Genomic DNA, 18,139 nt, shown 5'->3' on the forward strand with positions numbered 1-18,139 from the left:
GGATGTAGCGATGAAGACCCCGTTTATGTTTATCGACCGCGACGGCACCCTGATTGAAGAGCCGGTGACCGACAAGCAGGTGGATAGCCTCGCCAAGCTGCGCTTCGAACCCATGGTCATTCCGGTGCTGCGCGAGTTGCAGGCCGCCGGCTATGTGCTGGTGATGGTGACCAACCAGGATGGGCTGGGCACCGCCAGCCTGCCGCGGGAGAACTTCCAGCCTCCCCACGACCTGATGATGCACCTTTTTGAATCGCAAGGGGTGAAGTGGGAGCAGGTGCTGATCTGCCCGCACTTCCCCACCGACGGCTGCAGCTGCCGCAAGCCCCACCTAGGACTGGTGAAAGAGTACCTAGCCTCCGGTCGTATCGACTTTGCCAACTCCTTCGTGATTGGCGATCGCCAGACCGATCTGCAGCTTGCCGAGAATATGGGCATTGGCGGTATTCGCTACCACCCGCAGGATCACGACTGGCTCGCCATCCGTGATCAGCTGCTGTCCAAAGGGCGTGTGGCCTCGGTGGAGCGTTACACCAAGGAGACCCGCATTCAGGTGGCGCTGGATTTAGACAAAAGCGGCGGCAACCAGATCTCCACCGGTATCGGCTTCTTTGATCACATGCTGGATCAAATTGCCACCCACGCCGGTTTCCAGCTCAAGCTGAACGTCAGCGGCGATCTGCACATCGACGATCACCACACGGTGGAAGATGTGGGGCTGGCGCTGGGTCAGGCACTGCGTCAGGCCCTTGGCAACAAGCGCGGGATCGGCCGCTTCGGCTTCGTGCTGGCGATGGACGAGGTGCAGGCGGTGATCGATGCGCGCCCGCTGACCGAGCAGGAGGTGAGCACCGCGCTGGATCTCAGCGGTCGCCCCTACTTCGTGTTTGACTGCCCGAGCGGCTTTGGCCGCGACAACGTGGGCGAGATGGCCACCGAGATGGTGCCTCACTTCTTCCGCTCCCTCTCGGACGCCATGGCAATCACATTGCAGATGAAGGTGGGCAGCGGCAACACCCACCATCAGGTGGAGGCGCTGTTCAAAGGCTTTGGCCGCGCCCTGCGTCAGGCCATTCGGGTGGAAGGGAGCGAGCTTCCCTCCAGCAAGGGAGTGCTGTGATGGATGTGAGCAAGCAGAAGCTGGTCATTATCGACACCGGCTGTGCCAATCTGGCCTCGGTGCGCATGGCATTCGAGCGCCTCGGCGTGCAGCCGCTGGTCTCCAGCCTGGCCGCCGATATCGAGCAGGCGGACAAGCTGATCCTGCCCGGTGTCGGCACCGCGGTGGCCGCCATGAAAAACCTCAACGAGCGCGGGCTGGTGCCCCTTATTCGCGCCGCCAAACAGCCGCTGCTGGGCTTTTGCCTCGGTATGCAGATGTTGGCGGAGGCCTCCGAAGAGAGCATGGGTACGGATGACTCGTCAGAGCGGCTTATCGACTGCCTTGGCATAGTGCCGGGCAAGATCCGCCTGATGGAGGTCGGTAATCTGCGACTGCCCCATATGGGCTGGAACCAGATTGAACACGACGAGACCCATCCTCTGCTCAAGGGGATCCCGAGCGGCAGCTACTTCTACTTCGTGCACTCCTATGCGCTGGAGGTGACCGAAGCGACGCTGGCAACCTGCGACTACGGCCAGCCGTTTACCGCCATCGTCGGTGGGGTTGCAGAGCACAGCAACTTCTTCGGCGCCCAATTCCACCCGGAGCGCTCAGGCGCAGCCGGTGCCCGTTTGCTGCAAAATTTTCTGGAGCTGTGACTAGCATGATCATTCCCGCAATTGACCTTATCAACGGTCAGGTAGTTCGCCTCTATCAGGGCGACTACGAGCAGAAGACCGAATACAGCAGCAGCCCGCAGGCCCGCTTCGACGAATATGTATCCCAGGGGGCGGTGCAGCTCCATCTGGTGGATCTGGACGGTGCCAAGGATGCCAAGGCGCGCCAGCTGCCCCTGCTGACCCAACTGCTGTCGGCCACCGAAGCACCGGTGCAGGTCGGTGGCGGCGTGCGCACCGAACAGGATGTGGCGGATCTGCTGGCCGCCGGCGCCAGCCGGGTGGTGATTGGCTCCACCGCCGTCAAATCCCCGGATCTGGTAGCCAGCTGGATGGAGAAATATGGCCCCGAGCAGATCGTGCTGGCGCTGGACGTCAATATCGATGAGCAGGGCAATCGCCATATCGCGGTAGCAGGCTGGCAGGAGAACAGCGGCGTAACCATCGAGGCACTGATCGAGCGCTTCCTTCCCGCCGGGCTCAAGCATGTGCTCTGCACCGATATCAGCCGTGACGGCACCCTGGCTGGCACCAACGTCGAGCTCTATCGGGATCTCTGCGCCCGCTACCCGAGCGTCGCCTTTCAGGCCTCCGGCGGCATTGGCGGCATCGCGGATATCGAGGCACTCAAGGGTTCCGGCGTCAAGGGGATCATCCTTGGCCGCGCCCTGCTGGAGGGTAAGTTCTCGGTAGGTGACGCCATCGCCTGCTGGCAAGCCCCCGCAGCCGATACCACAGGAGGCAACTGATGCTGGCAAGACGCATTATCCCCTGCCTCGACGTGAAAGATGGCGTGGTGGTCAAAGGGGTGCAATTTCGCAACCACGAGGTGATGGGCGGCATTGTCGAGCTGGCGCGCCGCTACGCCGAAGAGGGCGCTGACGAGCTGGTGTTCTATGACATCACCGCCTCCAGCGATGCCCGGGTGGTGGACAAGAGCTGGGTGAGCCGGGTGGCGGAGGTGATCGATATCCCCTTCTGCGTCGCCGGTGGCATTAAAAGCGTGGAAGATGCCCGCCAGATCCTCGAATTTGGCGCCGACAAGGTTTCCATCAACTCTCCGGCGCTGGCCGATCCGACCCTGATCAGCCGACTGGCCGAGCGCTTTGGCGTGCAGTGCGTGGTGGTGGGCATTGACTCCTACTTCGACGCCGACACGGGCCACTATCAGGTCAAACAGTTTACCGGCGACGAGAGCCGCACCCGCACTACCGCCTGGCACACCCTCGACTGGGTGCAGGAGGTGCAAAAACGCGGCGCGGGCGAAATCGTGCTGAACGTGATGAATCAGGACGGCATGCGTCAGGGTTATGATCTCGACCAGCTCAAACTGGTGCGCAGCGTCTGCAAGGTGCCGCTGATCGCCTCCGGCGGCGCCGGTGCCATGGCACACTTTCGCGATGCCTTCACCCTCGCCGATGTGGACGGGGCGCTGGCCGCCTCCGTGTTCCACAAGGGCCTTATCCCCATTCCCGAATTGAAACGCTGGCTGAAAACCGAAGGAGTCGCCATCCGTGAATAACTTCTCAGATAACACACAAACCACCGCCAGCGCGCGCCCCCTTGCCGATCAGCTCGATTGGGCAAAATGTGATGGCATGATCCCCGCCATCGTCCAGCACGCCGCCAGCGGCGAGGTGCTGATGCAGGGCTTTATGACCCGTGAAGCGCTGGAGAAGACCCATACTACCGGTCAGGTCACCTTCTTTAGCCGCAGCAAACAGCGGCTCTGGACCAAGGGTGAAAGCTCGGGCAATGTGCTCCAACTCGTGGCTATCAGCACCGACTGCGATCAGGACTCCCTGCTGATTGCCGCCAACCCCGTCGGCCCCACCTGCCACAAAGGGACAACCTCCTGCTTCCATGGTCACCCGCTGCCACCCCTCGGTTTTCTGGCAGAGCTTGAGCAAGTGCTGGCCGCCCGCAAAGGGGCCGATCCGGCCACCAGCTACACCGCCAGCCTCTACGGCAAAGGGACCAAGCGCATCGCCCAGAAGGTGGGTGAAGAGGGTGTGGAAGTTGCGCTGGCCGCCATGGCCAAGGATCGGGAGGAGCTCATTAACGAATCCGCCGATCTGCTCTATCACCTGACCGTACTGCTGCAAAACGAAGGGCTGGGATTACAGGATGTCGTTCAGCGGCTTTATGAGCGGCATAATAAATAACTGCATTATGAGAGATGGGCGTAAAGCCCATCTCTCATAACAACAGGGTAGATAATTCAACCAATTCTATATAGTCAGTATTTGTCAATCCCTTACTCTGTAGGCAAACCATATAATATCTACCACTTTCGTCATATCTACATCCAAAACGAGTCATTGTAAGTTTATTTATATCTTCTGGCTTACTATCATTACTACTTAAATAGTAACCACTGAGAATTTTATGAACCTGTATGATATATTCATAAAAATCATCTGCATTCCAAACTACCTTTTCATTGAGACCTGATTGAATGCATGACCAATAACTAATCGTTAATGGTAGCTTCGCCTTATTTTTAAATGAAAAAGCATTGTCTTTATTTACATTAATCTTATCGATTTCAGCATCTAAAAGCTTCCCGCCGCTACGAAGAACTATATATGCCGCAGGAACTTTTGCATGCATAATCAGTAAGGCAGACAAATAGATAATATCTATAGAACGCTCCGAGACTGAATGCAATATAGCAAACAACGTATCCAAGAATGACTCAGTCTCTCTTGCGGTGAGATGGTATGCATCCACAATTTTTGCAAGTGTTTTAGAAAAGTTATTGGCATCTGAAAAACAATGAAAAGTTTTACTACATAAAAGCTCAAATCGGTCTGCAACAAATTTTTCTATGAGAAAATGGCTAGGGCATTTATTCAAATAAAAACGTCTTTTGAAAAACCTGCCTAGATAAGTCTGAGCATCAAACCCTTCCCCATAAATTACCTTGATAGCATGCTGCAACTGCTCAGTATCTGTTGCCAGTACAAATACCACCCCGGGAATATCAAAGATATGCTTGATGGTTTCCAGCATTTCTACCGCATAGGAGGGGCGACAGCGATCCAGCTCATCAATCAGGATAAATGCGGGTGCCTGTTTCTTTTTCTTGCCAATAATTGCTTCAACCCACTGTTTTATTTCATGCTTGAGCAACTGTACTGCTTCTGTCTTTTTACGAGTATCTTGAAAAAGTGATTCAACCAGTTTGCCCGCGTCATCAGCTGTAATGACCTCTTGGACTTCATCGATATTGATGCCAGAGACTTTTTTAAACAGTGCTTTGGTCACTATAGGCGCAGTTGCTTTTAACAATGATGCCAATTTGGTCGACAGATAGGGGGAAAGCTGAGGGCTACCCGCTTCTTCTTTCAGTTGTTCAATGATCGACGAAATCACCGTCAATAAGGGATCATCGGAAAAATCCTGCTGCCAGGCATCGATATAGACGGTGGGATAGTGCGCTTTCAGCTCCATATACCAGCGCTTGATAAACCAGGTTTTCCCTGCCCCCCATTCGGCATTGAGGTTGAGCACATAGTTGCGCTGCTTGCCTTCGGCAGCGAGGTAGTTGGTCAGAAATTCGGCATAGCGGGCGCGATCCAGCCGATCGGCACTCAAACTCTCTTCGCTACCCGCAATGGCCCCCGGTCCGTCCCACTGAACTGCTTCATCCCATTTAAACGGTGCCACTGCCATCTCGTACCTCCCCAAGTTGCGTTGCAGGGATGATATCAGGGGCATAGTGAAAATAGTTTGATTAAAGACCTGTTTGTTGCCCTTTCTGCAGCTCGGGCTGGCATATTTGACTGCCTTGCAATTTCTTTGCTGCTGGCCCACGAAGCTGGGCCGATATGAGTGGGACAGTTATCTGAATAGCCACGGACTCAGTTGATTTCCTTTGACCACACCAACGATGACAATCGTGTGACATGGCGCAGATCCTGCGGAAATAAGCGCGAAATATGGCCTGTGAAGTGCTTAATTTAAACAGTTGGTACATATATTAGCGCTGTATACAACGACGCCCTTAACCAAGGATGGTTAACTCCATGAAGGATGAACCCTTCTCCATTCGATTACAGCATGAGCTGGAGCACCTCAAAGCCATCTTCAACGAGACGGACGCCTACATGTTCACCAAGGATCTGGCGGGCCGTTACACCTATGCCAATCAGGCGGTGCTGGATCTCTTTGGCTGCACCCTCGCCGAGTTGCAGGGACAGGATGATCGGGCTTTTTTTGATCTCGAATTCTCCGACACCATTCAACGCAACGACCGGTTGGTACTGGAGCAGCAGCTTGCCATCGCCCAGGAGGAGATCAACTACCTCAAATCCACCGGGGAAAAGCGCTGCTACTGGACCGTCAAAAAGCCCATCCATGACAAGGATGGCAACCTGATCGGCCTGTGCGGCATCTCCACCGATATCACCGAACACAAGTTGATTGAGGCGCGGCTGGCGGAGCAGCATCAGCTGCTGGAAATCATCCTCGCCAACGTGGATGCCCATATCTATATGAAGGACAGCCTGCACCGCTTTCTCTACGTCAACCAAAAGGTCGCCGATCTGCTGGGCCTTCCTGCCGAGCAGATCATCAATCGGCGCGATGATGAGGTGATCCCCGCGGCCAGCGCCTGCCAGCTGTGGCGACTGGACAACCGGGTATTCGAAACCGGCGAGCTGCAAGCCGGGGAAGAGATGCTGACCGATCCCGAAGGCAATCAGCACTACTACTGGTCGGTCAAGGTGCCCTTTCTGCTGGGGGATGGCACCCCCACCCTGATCGGTATCTCCTCCGACATTACCGAACTGCACCAGCTCAAGGAGCAGCTGCACCAGCAGTCGGTGCGCGATGGCCTCACCGGTCTCTACAACCGCCGTTTCTTTTTCGAACTGTGCGAGAAGAACCTCAGTCTGGACATGCGCCACCACCTCACCTCGGTGCTGATGGTACTGGATGTGGATCAGTTCAAGTGCATCAACGATCGCTTCGGTCATCCCCTTGGGGATAGCGCACTGGTGCATCTGGGCAGGGTGATGCAATCGGTGCTGCGCAGCGAAGATGTGCTGGCTCGCATCGGCGGTGACGAATTTGCCATCTTGCTGCCCAACACCACCCTCTTGGCAGCCGCATCCCTGGCCGAGCGGCTGCGCCTGCAGGTGATGCAAAGCCCACTCCCCCTGCCCGATGGGGATAAACTGGTCATCACCATCAGCGCCGGACTGGTGGAAAATGGCGAGGGGGAGCTGATGGAGAGCCTCTACGCCCGCGCCGATCAGATGCTCTATCAGGCCAAACAGAGCGGCCGCAACTGCGTTGCCTGCAAGGCTCCCTAGCCATACAACGTGAGGGGCAGCAGCCCTCCAGACCCCTTGTATCTCCCTCTTATGAATGGCTGTGCTGGCGCCTTACGACCAGGCCACTACCCCAGCTGTTTGCGCAGCACAAACTTTTGCACCTTGCCGGTAGAGGTTTTCGGCAGCGGGGTAAAGATGATGCGTTTGGGCGCCTTGAAGTGGGCCATCTGCTCCCGGCAAAAGGCGATCAACTCCGCCTGGGTGGTCTCTCGCCCCTCTTTCAGTTTCACAAAGGCGCAGGGCACCTCCCCCCACTTCTCATCGGGCATGGCGATCACCGCCGCTTCGTCCACATCGGGATGGCGATAGAGCACATCTTCCACCTCCAGACTGGAGATATTCTCCCCGCCAGAGATGATGATGTCCTTGGATCTGTCCTTGATCTCCACATAACCATCCGGGTGCCATACCGCCAGATCGCCACTGCGAAACCACCCCTCCGCCATCGCCTCGGCGCTGGCCGCCGGATTTTTCAGATAGCCTTTCATCACCACATTACCGCGCAGCACTATCTCCCCCATGGTTTTGCCATCTTTGGCCACCGGCTCGCCACTGACCGGATTGATAACCCGCATCTCCCCCTGCAGGGGCGACGCAACCCCCTGGCGCGCCTTGAGGCGGGAGAGCGCAGTGGCATCCTGACCTTGCCAGCTTCTTTGCGGTTCGCACAACACGCAGGGGCCATAGGTTTCGGTGAGGCCATAGACGTGGGTCACAGCGATCCCCATAGCTTCCATACCGGCGATCACGGTGGCGGGGGGCGCAGCGCCAGCGGTCATCACCTTGATGGGGTGATCCAGCCCCCGCTTGAGCGCCGGATCGGCATTGTTGAGCATATTGAGCACGATGGGCGCCGCGCAAAAATGGCTCACCTTGTGCTCGTGCAGCGCCTCATAAATGGCGGCGGCCTGCACATGGCGCAAGCAGACGCTCACCCCGGCGGTGGCCGCCAGCGTCCAGGGGAAGCACCAGCCGTTGCAGTGAAACATCGGCAAGGTCCAGAGATAGACGGGATGTTTGGGCAGCTCCCAGGAGAGCACGTTGTTGATGGCGTTGAGGTGGGCGCCGCGATGGTGATAGACCACCCCCTTGGGGTTGCCGGTAGTGCCGGAGGTGTAGTTAAGGGAGATCGCCTGCCACTCATCCTCTGGCAACCAGCCGGGTTCATCGCCGTTACCAGTGGCAATAAAGGCCTCATAGGTCAGTTCACTGACAAGCGCCCCCTCCCGGTAGAGGGGATCGTCGATGGCGATGACCAGCGGTTGGCTCTCCAGCAGATCCAGCGCCTTGCGCACCACAGGGCCAAACTCCCTGTCCACCAGCACCACCTTGCTCTGGGCATGCTGGAAGATAAAGGCCATCGACTCGGCATCGAGCCGGGTATTGAGGGTGTTCAGCACAGCGCCGCTCATGGGCACCCCGAAGTGGGCTTCAAACATCGCCGGAATATTGGGCGCAACGATGGAGACGGTATCCCCCTCCCCGATACCGCGAAGCCGCAGGGCCGAGGCCAACTGGCGGCAACGGCGGGCGGTCTCGCCCCAGCTCTGGCGTAGCGAGCCGTGGATCAGCGCCGGATAGTCGGGATAGACCCGCTCCGCCCGCCCCAAAAAGCTGATGGGGGTCAGGGCCTCGAAATTGGCGGCGGTTTTGGCAAGATCGCGCTCATAGATGTTCTGCACTGTCATCGGATTCCTTCCTCACAGGTGGCACAAAACGGGCAGTTTCGGGATCAATCAGAGATCAGCAAGCGACATGGGCATCCTGCCCGTCACTGGTCTCTTATGGGAATGACAGCCTAACAGTGAGCCTGCGGCGGCAGGTATTAGCAAAACGTCTTAGACAGGGACAGCCTGCTGCCAACAGGGGTCCCCTGTTTTCGTTGCAAAAAAATATTTCGTTACGGAAAAACGTGCCATTTTTTTCACAGGCTGTTTTTGGCGAATAACGAAAAATGACGATAGTGGAATATTATCCCGCCAAAGCTGCTCTATATGTCATTCCATTCATTTCGGTGCGCACTATTTTCATGGTTTTTATTTAAGACAAGCCACGTTAAGCGAAAACTGAAATAGTTATTGCATAATAACTTTTATTTCATATCAGCTGTTAAATCCATGACAAATAAATTCTGTGAGCCATCCCATAAAGCGAGCATGGCGCCATGTTCATCCAGCCACGCACGGGTTACGGTTACAACGTGAAACAATCTACCGGATGTTCAATATCAGGCCAGATTTCTCGCCAATCACTACGCAATCCACAGTGGGTTTGCGTACCTTGGATGTATGACGCAGAAACCCTATCGACCCGATATTCCGCCGAGCCCAAACCTGCTTTATCAAGGAGCATTTTATGTGTGCCGTGCCGAATACCACACCACGCAGACAATTCCCTACTGCATTTACCATTCTGTTTCTTATTATGTTACTGGCCATTGCACTGACCTGGATAATTCCGGCGGGCGCCTATGCCAAGCTCTCTTATAATCCAGCCAGTGAAAGCCTGATGGTCAATAGCCCACAAGGGGAAATAAGCCGACTTCCCGCAACCCAGGATGCCCTGGCAAAACTCAATATCAATATCGCGGTAGAGCAATTTACCAACGGCACCATCCGCAAGCCCATCGCCATTCCCGGCACCTATGCCCGATTGGAGCAAGCGCCCAAGGGGTTCGGTGACGTGGCGGTCAGCATGGTCAAGGGCACCATCGAGGGGGCGGATATCATCGTCTTTATTCTGGTGCTCGGGGGGCTGATCGGCGTCATCAACAAGACAGGTGCCTTCAGTGCAGGGCTGGTGGCGTTGTCGCGCAAGACCCGGGGCAACGAGTTCCTGTTTGTGGCGCTGGTCTGCTTCGTAATGGCGCTGGGAGGCACCACCTGCGGACTGGAGGAAGAGGCGGTCGCCTTCTACCCCATACTGGTGCCCATCTTTCTGGCGCTCGGCTATGACTCCATCGTCTGCGTAGGGGCCATCTTCCTCGCCGCCTCCATGGGCACCACCTTCTCCACCATCAATCCCTTCTCGGTGGTGATCGCCTCCAATGCCGCCGGCATTCCCTTTACCGAGGGGCTGATCTTTCGCGCTATTGGCTGTCTGGTGGGCACCCTGGTAGTGATCAGTTATCTCTACTGGTACTGCAAGAAGATCAAGGCCAACCCGGCCTTCTCCTACACCTATGAGGACAGAGAGAGTTTTCGCGCCCGTTTTCTCAAAGAGGGCTCTATGGACGAAGGGGTGCCCTTCACCCTGCGCCGCAAGATCATTCTGACCCTGTTTATCCTCGCCTTCCCGCTGATGGTGTGGGGCGTCTCCATGGCCGGTTGGTGGTTTCCGCAGATGGCGGCCTCCTTCCTGACCATCGCCATCATCATCATTTTTATCTCGGGTCTCAAAGAGAAAGAGGCGGTCGAAGCCTTTACTCAGGGGGCGTCGGAGCTGGTGGCGGTCTCCCTCATCATCGGACTGGCACGGGGGGTCAATCTGGTGCTGGATCAGGGGATGATCTCGGACACCATTCTGGCCTACGCCTCCGATCTGGTCTCCGGCATGCATGGCGCCGTGTTCGCGGTGGCACAGATGCTGGTGTTCACCCTCTTGGGGCTGGTGGTACCCTCCTCCTCGGGGCTCGCAGTGCTCTCCATGCCCATCATGGCACCGCTGGCAGATACTGTGATGATCCCCCGCTATATCGTGGTGTCGGCCTACAACTGGGGACAATACGCCATGTTGTTTCTGGCCCCCACCGGACTGGTGCTGGTCACCCTGCAGATGCTCGGCATCCAGTTCAACAAGTGGGTCAAGTTCGTCCTGCCCATGGTGGGCTTTGTGCTGGGATTTGGCGCCCTGATGCTGGTGGCGCAAGTGATGTTGGCCTGATAGGTCTGTGATACATGAGTGACAACACCCCGAGCCTGGCGCGGGGTGTTCTTTTGTCAGCCTTAGTGACGCACCCGCCCCTGCTGGCGAAAGCAGTAGAGTTTAAGGCTGATGTCGGCGATATCGGCGGGAAGCTCCTCTCCCTGCTCGGCAAGGGGCTGGTAGAGGGATGAGAGCAGACGTTCGGCCTGCTGCACCGTGATGATGTTGGCCTGGATGGCCGGGGTGATCCAGCTGGGTAACATTGACATATCTCCCCCTCGTTGATCCGGTGATCTCGGGTGAACATCTTCATATCAGGTCTTACGCAGTTGTCTGCCGACCCGTTCACCCTTTGCTTCACTCAATCAAAGCAAAATGCTTGCCGTGATCTCTTATCGGCCAACATCCGATGGGGCTGGAGCCATTTATCAACCACTTACGTGGCCATCTCAAAGAACAGCGCGCCCGTTCAAAACCTATCCCTTGACCTGCCACCGCCAACGCCTTGCCACTCTGGCATTCTGCTCACCGCCCGCCTTGCAAATTGCGACCCGAATTGCTCCTTATCACACTGGCAAAGCCCGCCATGTGCCGGAAACTGGTCACTTTTAGTCCGTTGTCGCCAAAGCCAGACACTTTTTCATGGTGGCTGTTTTTTGACCTTGCCAGCGCCTGTCGCAGGCCCATCCCCCTCGCCTTGTCCAGCCAACCGGTTGTGACAAGATGGCGCCAGATTGGAACAGCCCGGATGGGTATGCAGGAGAACAACAAGATGAACAGATCCATGATGGCAGGTATCGGTATTGGCATCGCCTCGGCCCTGGCGCTCTCGGCGGCGGCCAGCGGCTCTCTCTTTACACCCCAGCCCACCTTTGCCGAGGTGATCGCCAGCAAGCCGATCACCGAGACCATCAAGACTCCCCGACAGGAGTGTCACAACGTCACCGTGACTCACCGCAAGCCGGTACAGGATGAGCACAAGATCCTCGGCACAGTGGTGGGTGCGGCACTGGGCGGCGTGGTTGGCCACCAGTTTGGCGGCGGCAGCGGCAAGAAGGTGGCCACTGCTGCAGGGGCCGTCGCGGGGGGTTATGCCGGTAATCAGGTGCAGGGCAATATGCAGGCGGGCGATACCTACACCACCACCGAGCAGCGCTGCAAAACCGTGCAGGATAAGAGCGTCAACACCATTGGTTATGACGTGACCTATCGCCTCGCCGGTCAGGAGGGGGTGATCCGCATGAAGCAAGCCCCGGGCGCCACCATTCCGGTCAAAGATGGCAAATTGGTGATCGACCAGCCAAAAGTGTGATTTCTCCTGACCCCACTCAGCAGCAGGCCCGCCTCTTTCGAGGCGGGCCTGTGTTTTTGGGCGGCTTGATTTCCTTTTTTCAAACAACGGCACGCACCACTCAAGGCACCCGAACTATCACCCTTTGCAGCACTTCTTCACCGCCCGTACCACGTTCTGATAACCGGTACAGCGGCAGAGGTTGCCCGACAGACCGCGGCGGATCTCCGCATCGGTCAGCGGACGGCGCTCGGTCTTGTCGAGCAGGGCGGCGCTCGCCATCACCAGCCCGGGAGTGCAAAAACCGCACTGTACCGCCCCCTCGTCAATAAAGGCCTGCTGCACATCGGAAAGCTCATTGCCTTTGCGCTCCCCCTCCACGGTGCGAATGGATTTGCCATCGGCCCAGACCGCCAGATAGAGGCAGCTGTCGATGGCAGTGCCATTCACCCGCACGGTACAGGCGCCGCACTCACCGACACTGCACCCCTCTTTCACACTGATAAGCCCCTGCCCGCGCAGGAAGTGGAGCAGCGACATGGTGGGCGACACCGCATAGGAGTATGGTTTGCCGTTGATCTCGCACTGGATCTCCACAGCAGGACAGCTTTGCGGTTGCATCATAGGATCTTGCCTCCGGCACGTTCGACTGCGCAGGCGACCACCCGCTGCGCCAGGGTTTTGATAAGGTGCAGGCGAAACTCCTTCTCTGCCCGCCAGGAGGATCGCGGCGCCACATCGGCTACCACCGCCTCGGCAATCGCTGCCAGTGTAGCGCGAGTCAGGGGTTGGCCCTCGGCCGCGGCTTCCGCGTGAGGCGTGCGCACCGGTGTCGGTGCCGCCACCCCATAGGCCAGCCGCAGAGTCTTGAAGTGACCATCCTCAATCTGGCAGTAGGCGGCACAACCGATGGTGGCGATATCCATGGCATCGCGCATGGCGTACTTGAAGTAGTGGGAGCCCACATGAGGGTGAGAATCCGGCGCAAAGTGAAACGCCACCAGGATCTCCGCCGGTTGCAGCGCCACCTTGCCGGGGCCGGTATGAAATCCGGCGATGGGGATGCGGCGCGTACCATTGGGCCCGGCGATTTCCAGCTCAGCCTCTAGCGCGACGGTAGGCGCCGCCGAGTCGGCACTGGTGGCGCCGTTGCAGATGTTGCCGCCATAGGTGGCGACGTTGCGGATTTGCGGACCGGCGATGGTGGCAGCGGCTTCGGCCAGCATTGGCAGGCGGCGCTGCACCAGCTCATTTTCGATGAGCTCGGTAAAGGTGGTACCGGAGCCGATGCGAATAGAGCCGTCGGCCAGCTCGCTCACCCCTTTGAGCTCGGGCAAGTCGTGAATATCGACGATATGGCGATAGGCGGCGTTGAGGTGATGGAGCTGGATCATCACATCGGTGCCACCGGCCAACAGGCGCGCCTCGGGGTCGGCCTGACGCAGGGCAACCGCCTCGGCCACACTGTGCGCCTTGTAATAACGGGCAATATCAAACATGGTGTTGCTCCTCCCCTGCTCCCTCGCCAATCAAACCCGCGGCGACAAACTCCCGGAACAGGGTCTTGGGGGTGATGGGCAGCTCGTTGATGGCCACCCCGGTCGCCATGCGAATGGCGTTACGGATGGCCGGGCCCGGCGAGATGATGGGCGGTTCCCCCAGGGATTTGTGGCCATAGACCGACTGGGGCTCGTAGGTCTGCACGAAATCGCACTCAAGCTCCGGCAAATCCAGCATGGTGGGAAACTTGTAGTCGAGCAGGTTGGGGTTGCGCACCACGCCGCTCTTGGCGTCGATGATCATCTCCTCGAACAGCGACCAGCCGATCCCCATCCCCATGCCGCCATGCACCTGCCCCTCTGCCAACTGCGGGTTGAGGATCTTGCCCGCATCGTGCAAGTTGAGGATGCGATTGATGGTCACCTTGCAGAGATCGATATCGACGCTGAGATCGACAAAGGTGCAGCCAAAACTCGGCGGATTGGTGGTGGTCTTGTGGGAGACTTCCGAGGTGATCTGGCCGCCGATGGTGAGATGGTAGTAGGCGTTGACCGATACCTCGGCGACGCTGATCAGCACCTTGTCCGGCGCACCGGCCAGCACCACGTAGCCGTCGATCAGGGTCAGCGATCCCACATCCTGATGGCAGAGCTGGGCTGCCAGCGACAAAATGCGGGCCCGCAGTTGCAGCGCCGCCTGATGAATGGCAGGGGCTGCCACATAGCTCTGGCGCGAGGCGAACGAGCCCGGATCGTAGGCGGTAATGTCGGTATCCTGAGTCGAAATGACCCGGATCTGATCAAATGGAATGCCTAAAGTCTGGGCCGCCATCTGGGCAAAGACGGTATCCGACCCCTGCCCTATCTCGGTAGCGCCGATCTGCAGATTGACGGTGCCATCCTGATTGAGCAGCATGCGGGCACCGGCAATTTCGACCCCCACCGGGTAGGTGTTGGAGCCGTAGCTAAAGCACGCCACCCCGATGCCGCGCCGCACCCGACTTGCAGGATCCTGCGCCAGACACTCGGCCTTGAGCCGTTCCCACTGGAACTGCTCGCCACCCCGGCGCAGACACTCGGGCAAGCCCGCACTGTAGATGGTCTTCTGGTTGACCTGATTGACATCCCCCTCGCGGGCCACGTTGGCGATCCGCACCGCAAGCGGGTCTAGCCCCAGCTCGGCGCAGGCATCATCCAGCATGCATTCAAGGGCAAACACCACCTGCGGCGCGCCGTAACCGCGCATGGCACCGGCGGTGGGCAGGTTGCTGTAGAAGGTTTTGGCGTCGTAGCCAAAGGCACTGCGCGGATAGAGGTAGCTGATCTTGTTGGCCCCTGCGCTGGCGATGGAGTGGCCGTGAGAGGCATAGCCGCCAGTGTTGGAGAGCACGTCGAGCTGATACCCCCTGAGGGTGCCATCCCGGTTGATACCGAGGGTGCCATCGATGGCAAAACCATGGCGGGTGCGGGAAGCAAAGAAGCACTCCTCCCGGCTCAAGGTAACCTTGACCGGCACACCGCCAAGCTTGTAGCTCAGAAACGCCGCCATCGGCTCTTCCAGCACATCCTGCTTGTTGCCAAAGCCGCCGCCCATGTAGGGCTTGATCACCCGCACGCTGGACCAGGGCAGGCCGAGGGATTTGGCCACCCGGCTGCGCACTATCTGGGGGATCTGGGTACTGCTGACCACTATGATGTGGTCCGGTTGATCCATGTAGGCGTAACAGGTCACCGTCTCCAGATGGCAGTGCTGCACCACCGGCGTCCGGTAGTGCCCCTGAAACTGCAGATCGGCCGCAGCGATAGCATGCTCCGGGTCATTAGCACGAAGCTGGCTTTGGCGCAGCAGATTACCACTCGGATGAATGGGATAGGCATCATCGGCCAGCGCGCTTTGGGCATCTGTCATCACCGGCAGCGGCTCGTAAGTCACCTTGACCAGCGCGGCAGCCTTCTCGGCCACCAGCGGATCACGGGCTACGACTATGGCGACCCCATCGCCAAAGTGGCGTACATGGTCGGTGAGCAGACGCCGGTCTTTCACATCCCGTTTCGCCTCATCGAGGGACCAGGCGTGACCGGCGGTGCGAAAACAGGTGGTGGGCACATCCTCATGGGTAAACACGGCTTCGACCCCATGCAGGGCCAGTGCCTCGATCGCATCGATGGCAAGCACCTTGCCGTGGGCAATATTGCTTCGCACGTACTTGGCGTGGCGCATCCCGAGCATGATGTTGTCATCGGTATAGCGGGCGCTGCCGGTCACCTTGGCCTCGGCATCCACCCGCTTGAGCGGTAATCCTATGGACATATGCAAGTCCTTTTTTCGAAGGGAAAAATCTGGAACCGGTATAAAAAACAGCAAGATATGCGCCTGATTCCCGCCATCGTCAGGACAATGGGGAGAAGTGTGAAGGGGATCCCATCTAGCCCGCTTTTGTTGGCTCGCAACGACAAGCCAAGGGCAGCCCCTGAGCAAACGGGGCACATTTGCGGTGAAAAAAACGGCAGAGCGAGGAGAGCAAGGGTGGGAGCCTATCAATCTGGTAGGAGGATTTATCAAAATGGTATCGCGATGGCACCAGCGGCTAAGGCATGGTAACCAACGTTGACGATCAGAGCGCCGCAGATATAAAAATGGGGCCGCCAGTGCGACCCCAAACGGGCGGGTTATCCCTAAATAGCCCACCCCCCAGCATAAAAGAGCACCAGCGCCAGGGCGATGACCACGGTGCCGACGTTGAGCTTGTGCCACTCCTTCGAGCAGATGCGGCCGATCACCAGCGAGCTGAAGCCGAGCATGATGCCGGTGACGATATTGCAGGTGAGCACAATAAATACCGCGCACACCAGCCCGGACATGGCCCCGACAAAGTCATCGAAATCGAGTTTGGTGACGTTGCTCAGCATCAAGAGCCCCACATACATCAGGGCTGGCGCGGTGGCATAGGCGGGCACCAGATAGGAGAGCGGCGAGAGGAACAGCATCAGCAGGAACAGGCCACCGACCACGGTCGCGGTGAGGCCGGTTTTGCCCCCCGCCGCCGTGCCCGCGGCCGATTCGATATAGACGGCAGCCGGGGCCGCCCCCACCAGACTGGAGAAGATGCTGCTGACCGAGTCGGCACTGAGTGCCTTGCCGCTGTTGATGATGTGACCATCCTTATCGAGCAGGTTGGCCTGCCCCGCCACGGCGCGGATGGTGCCGGTGGCATCGAATACCGCTGTCATCACCAGCGCCAGCACGCTGGGCAGCACCAGCGGCGAGAGGGCCCCCATGATATCCAGGCTGAAGATGAGGGACTTGCCCTGATCGTCCGAGAGGCTCGGCAGGGCGAACAGCCCCTGATACTTCACCGCCGGATCGAAAATCAGGCCGAAGATTGAGATGGCGATAATCACCAGCAAGATCCCCCCCGGTACTCTCAGCTTCTCCAGCCCGAAGATCACCGCAAGGCCGATCAGGGACATGATTACCGGCATGGAGGTGAAGGCCCCCAGCGCCACCGGCAGCCCCTCCAGCGGGTTCTTGATCACCAGCCCCACCCCGTTGGCGGCGATAAGCAGCAAGAAGAGACCAATCCCGATGCCGGTACCGTGGGCAATTCCCATCGGCAGGTTGTCGAGGATCCAGCTACGCACCCCGGTCACCGAGATGGCGGTAAACAGCACCCCCATCAGGAAGACGGCGCCCAACGCCACCGGAATGGGGATCTGCTGCCCCAGCACCAGACTGAATGCAGTAAACGCCGTGAGAGAAATAGCGCAGCCGATGGCCATCGGCAACTTGGCCCAGAGCCCCATCAAGAGCGAACCGAACCCCGCCACCAGACAGGTGGCGACAAACACGGCGCCGGGAGGAAAGCCCGCCTTGCCGAGCATGCTCGGCACCACGATCACCGAGTAGACCATGGCAAGGAAGGTGGTGAGGCCCGCCAGCACCTCCTGTCTGACGTTGCTGCCCCGCTCGCTGATCATAAAGTAGCGATCAAGAGCCGTTAGCGGCTGTTGCTTTGGTGCGCTCTGGCTGGCGTCATCATTGGCCAGCTGTTCCACGCTGTTTGTCCTGCTGTTTGCTTGGGTCATACCCAACTCCTTCACACTCGCCTGAATATTCCATGACGAAATGGCGACAGGATCTGCGGGTCTGCCGAGCGCCAGTCTGATGAGAAACAGGCGATGGTGGCAGAGGATGCGACAGACAGACCAGGGCAGGCAGCCTTGACTCAAACGTTTGCCTTGCTGGTCAAAAAAACCGGGCCATTTCACGTTCTATGCGGGGAGATCCCCTGTCGTGCGGCAAGACTGGCGCACCTGTGGGGCACGCCAGCCGCCGTATTCGTTGGGGCTGCGCCGCGGCAGCC

The 18,139-nt window shown here is 58.3% G+C and carries 16 protein-coding genes; 8 read left to right on the plus strand and 8 right to left on the minus strand.

Going from position 1 to position 18,139, the window contains the following annotated elements; all coding sequences use genetic code 11:
* Window positions 1–10 precede the first annotated feature (10 nt).
* Genes hisB through hisIE form a run of 5 tightly spaced genes read left to right on the plus strand, consistent with a single transcriptional unit; the run spans window position 11 to window position 3,944 of the window.
* Window positions 11–1,120: a bifunctional histidinol-phosphatase/imidazoleglycerol-phosphate dehydratase HisB gene (gene hisB / locus AB5Y83_RS13220; RefSeq protein ID WP_368175307.1), complete on the plus strand. Its 1,110-nt coding sequence runs from the start codon at window positions 11–13 to the stop codon at window positions 1,118–1,120.
* Complete coding sequence (gene hisH, locus AB5Y83_RS13225; RefSeq protein WP_368175308.1) at window positions 1,120–1,761, plus strand: imidazole glycerol phosphate synthase subunit HisH; 642 nt, start codon at window positions 1,120–1,122, stop codon at window positions 1,759–1,761. Before hisB ends, hisH begins: the two co-directional genes overlap by 1 nt.
* Window positions 1,762–1,766: 5 nt before the next feature.
* Window positions 1,767–2,528: a 1-(5-phosphoribosyl)-5-[(5-phosphoribosylamino)methylideneamino]imidazole-4-carboxamide isomerase gene (gene hisA, locus AB5Y83_RS13230; RefSeq protein ID WP_042030922.1), complete on the plus strand. Its 762-nt coding sequence runs from the start codon at window positions 1,767–1,769 to the stop codon at window positions 2,526–2,528.
* Window positions 2,528–3,301 (plus strand): imidazole glycerol phosphate synthase subunit HisF, encoded by a 774-nt coding sequence (gene hisF, locus AB5Y83_RS13235; protein ID WP_005345639.1) that lies wholly within the window; start codon window positions 2,528–2,530, stop codon window positions 3,299–3,301. Before hisA ends, hisF begins: the two co-directional genes overlap by 1 nt.
* Window positions 3,294–3,944 (plus strand): bifunctional phosphoribosyl-AMP cyclohydrolase/phosphoribosyl-ATP diphosphatase HisIE, encoded by a 651-nt coding sequence (gene hisIE, locus AB5Y83_RS13240; RefSeq protein WP_368175309.1) that lies wholly within the window; start codon window positions 3,294–3,296, stop codon window positions 3,942–3,944. Before hisF ends, hisIE begins: the two co-directional genes overlap by 8 nt.
* A gap of 34 nt (window positions 3,945–3,978) precedes the next feature.
* On the opposite strand, the gene AB5Y83_RS13245 is transcribed toward hisIE, so the two are convergent.
* On the minus strand, window positions 3,979–5,457 hold the full coding sequence (locus AB5Y83_RS13245; protein WP_368175310.1) for a P-loop NTPase fold protein: 1,479 nt from the start codon (window positions 5,455–5,457) through the stop codon (window positions 3,979–3,981).
* 353 nt (window positions 5,458–5,810) lie between these two features.
* Here AB5Y83_RS13245 and AB5Y83_RS13250 point away from each other — a divergent pair, with 353 nt between their 5' ends.
* Window positions 5,811–7,100 (plus strand): diguanylate cyclase, encoded by a 1,290-nt coding sequence (locus tag AB5Y83_RS13250; RefSeq protein WP_368175311.1) that lies wholly within the window; start codon window positions 5,811–5,813, stop codon window positions 7,098–7,100.
* Between the two features lie 86 nt (window positions 7,101–7,186).
* On the opposite strand, the gene AB5Y83_RS13255 is transcribed toward AB5Y83_RS13250, so the two are convergent.
* The gene (locus AB5Y83_RS13255) at window positions 7,187–8,809 is read right to left on the minus strand and encodes an acyl-CoA synthetase (RefSeq protein WP_368175312.1); all 1,623 of its coding nucleotides are present in this window, start codon (window positions 8,807–8,809) and stop codon (window positions 7,187–7,189) included.
* Between the two features lie 667 nt (window positions 8,810–9,476).
* On the opposite strand from AB5Y83_RS13255, the gene AB5Y83_RS13260 reads away from it, so the two are divergent.
* Complete coding sequence (locus tag AB5Y83_RS13260; protein ID WP_201946452.1) at window positions 9,477–11,003, plus strand: YfcC family protein; 1,527 nt, start codon at window positions 9,477–9,479, stop codon at window positions 11,001–11,003.
* Between the two features lie 62 nt (window positions 11,004–11,065).
* Here the strand turns inward: AB5Y83_RS13260 and AB5Y83_RS13265 are convergent, their stop codons facing one another.
* Both AB5Y83_RS13265 and AB5Y83_RS13270 read right to left on the minus strand, forming a co-directional pair.
* Entirely contained in the window at window positions 11,066–11,254 is a 189-nt protein-coding gene (locus tag AB5Y83_RS13265; protein ID WP_216950834.1) for a hypothetical protein, read from the minus strand.
* 256 nt (window positions 11,255–11,510) lie between these two features.
* Entirely contained in the window at window positions 11,511–11,771 is a 261-nt protein-coding gene (locus tag AB5Y83_RS13270; RefSeq protein WP_368175313.1) for a hypothetical protein, read from the minus strand.
* On the opposite strand from AB5Y83_RS13270, the gene AB5Y83_RS13275 reads away from it, so the two are divergent.
* The gene (locus AB5Y83_RS13275) at window positions 11,758–12,297 is read left to right on the plus strand and encodes a glycine zipper 2TM domain-containing protein (protein WP_368175314.1); all 540 of its coding nucleotides are present in this window, start codon (window positions 11,758–11,760) and stop codon (window positions 12,295–12,297) included. The genes AB5Y83_RS13270 and AB5Y83_RS13275 overlap by 14 nt on opposite strands.
* Before the next feature lie 117 nt (window positions 12,298–12,414).
* Here AB5Y83_RS13275 and xdhC read toward each other — a convergent pair whose 3' ends face one another.
* The 4 genes from xdhC to AB5Y83_RS13295 all read right to left on the minus strand — a co-directional run bounded on the left by xdhC (window position 12,415) and on the right by AB5Y83_RS13295 (window position 17,753).
* Complete coding sequence (gene xdhC, locus AB5Y83_RS13280) at window positions 12,415–12,900, minus strand: xanthine dehydrogenase iron sulfur-binding subunit XdhC (RefSeq protein WP_005345665.1); 486 nt, start codon at window positions 12,898–12,900, stop codon at window positions 12,415–12,417.
* Window positions 12,897–13,775, minus strand: coding sequence for a xanthine dehydrogenase FAD-binding subunit XdhB (gene xdhB / locus AB5Y83_RS13285; RefSeq protein ID WP_368175315.1), 879 nt, complete (start codon window positions 13,773–13,775; stop codon window positions 12,897–12,899). Before xdhB ends, xdhC begins: the two co-directional genes overlap by 4 nt.
* Window positions 13,768–16,086 carry a xanthine dehydrogenase molybdenum-binding subunit XdhA gene (gene xdhA / locus AB5Y83_RS13290; RefSeq protein WP_368175316.1) on the minus strand — a complete coding sequence of 773 codons (2,319 nt, stop codon included), beginning with the start codon at window positions 16,084–16,086 and terminating at the stop codon, window positions 13,768–13,770. Before xdhA ends, xdhB begins: the two co-directional genes overlap by 8 nt.
* Window positions 16,087–16,451: 365 nt before the next feature.
* Window positions 16,452–17,753, minus strand: a complete 1,302-nt coding sequence (locus AB5Y83_RS13295; RefSeq protein WP_180343373.1) for an NCS2 family permease — start codon at window positions 17,751–17,753, stop codon at window positions 16,452–16,454.
* Window positions 17,754–18,139: the final 386 nt, after the last annotated feature.

Source organism: Aeromonas sp. R5-4, assembly GCF_040908215.1.
Classification (GTDB): domain Bacteria; phylum Pseudomonadota; class Gammaproteobacteria; order Enterobacterales; family Aeromonadaceae; genus Aeromonas; species Aeromonas veronii.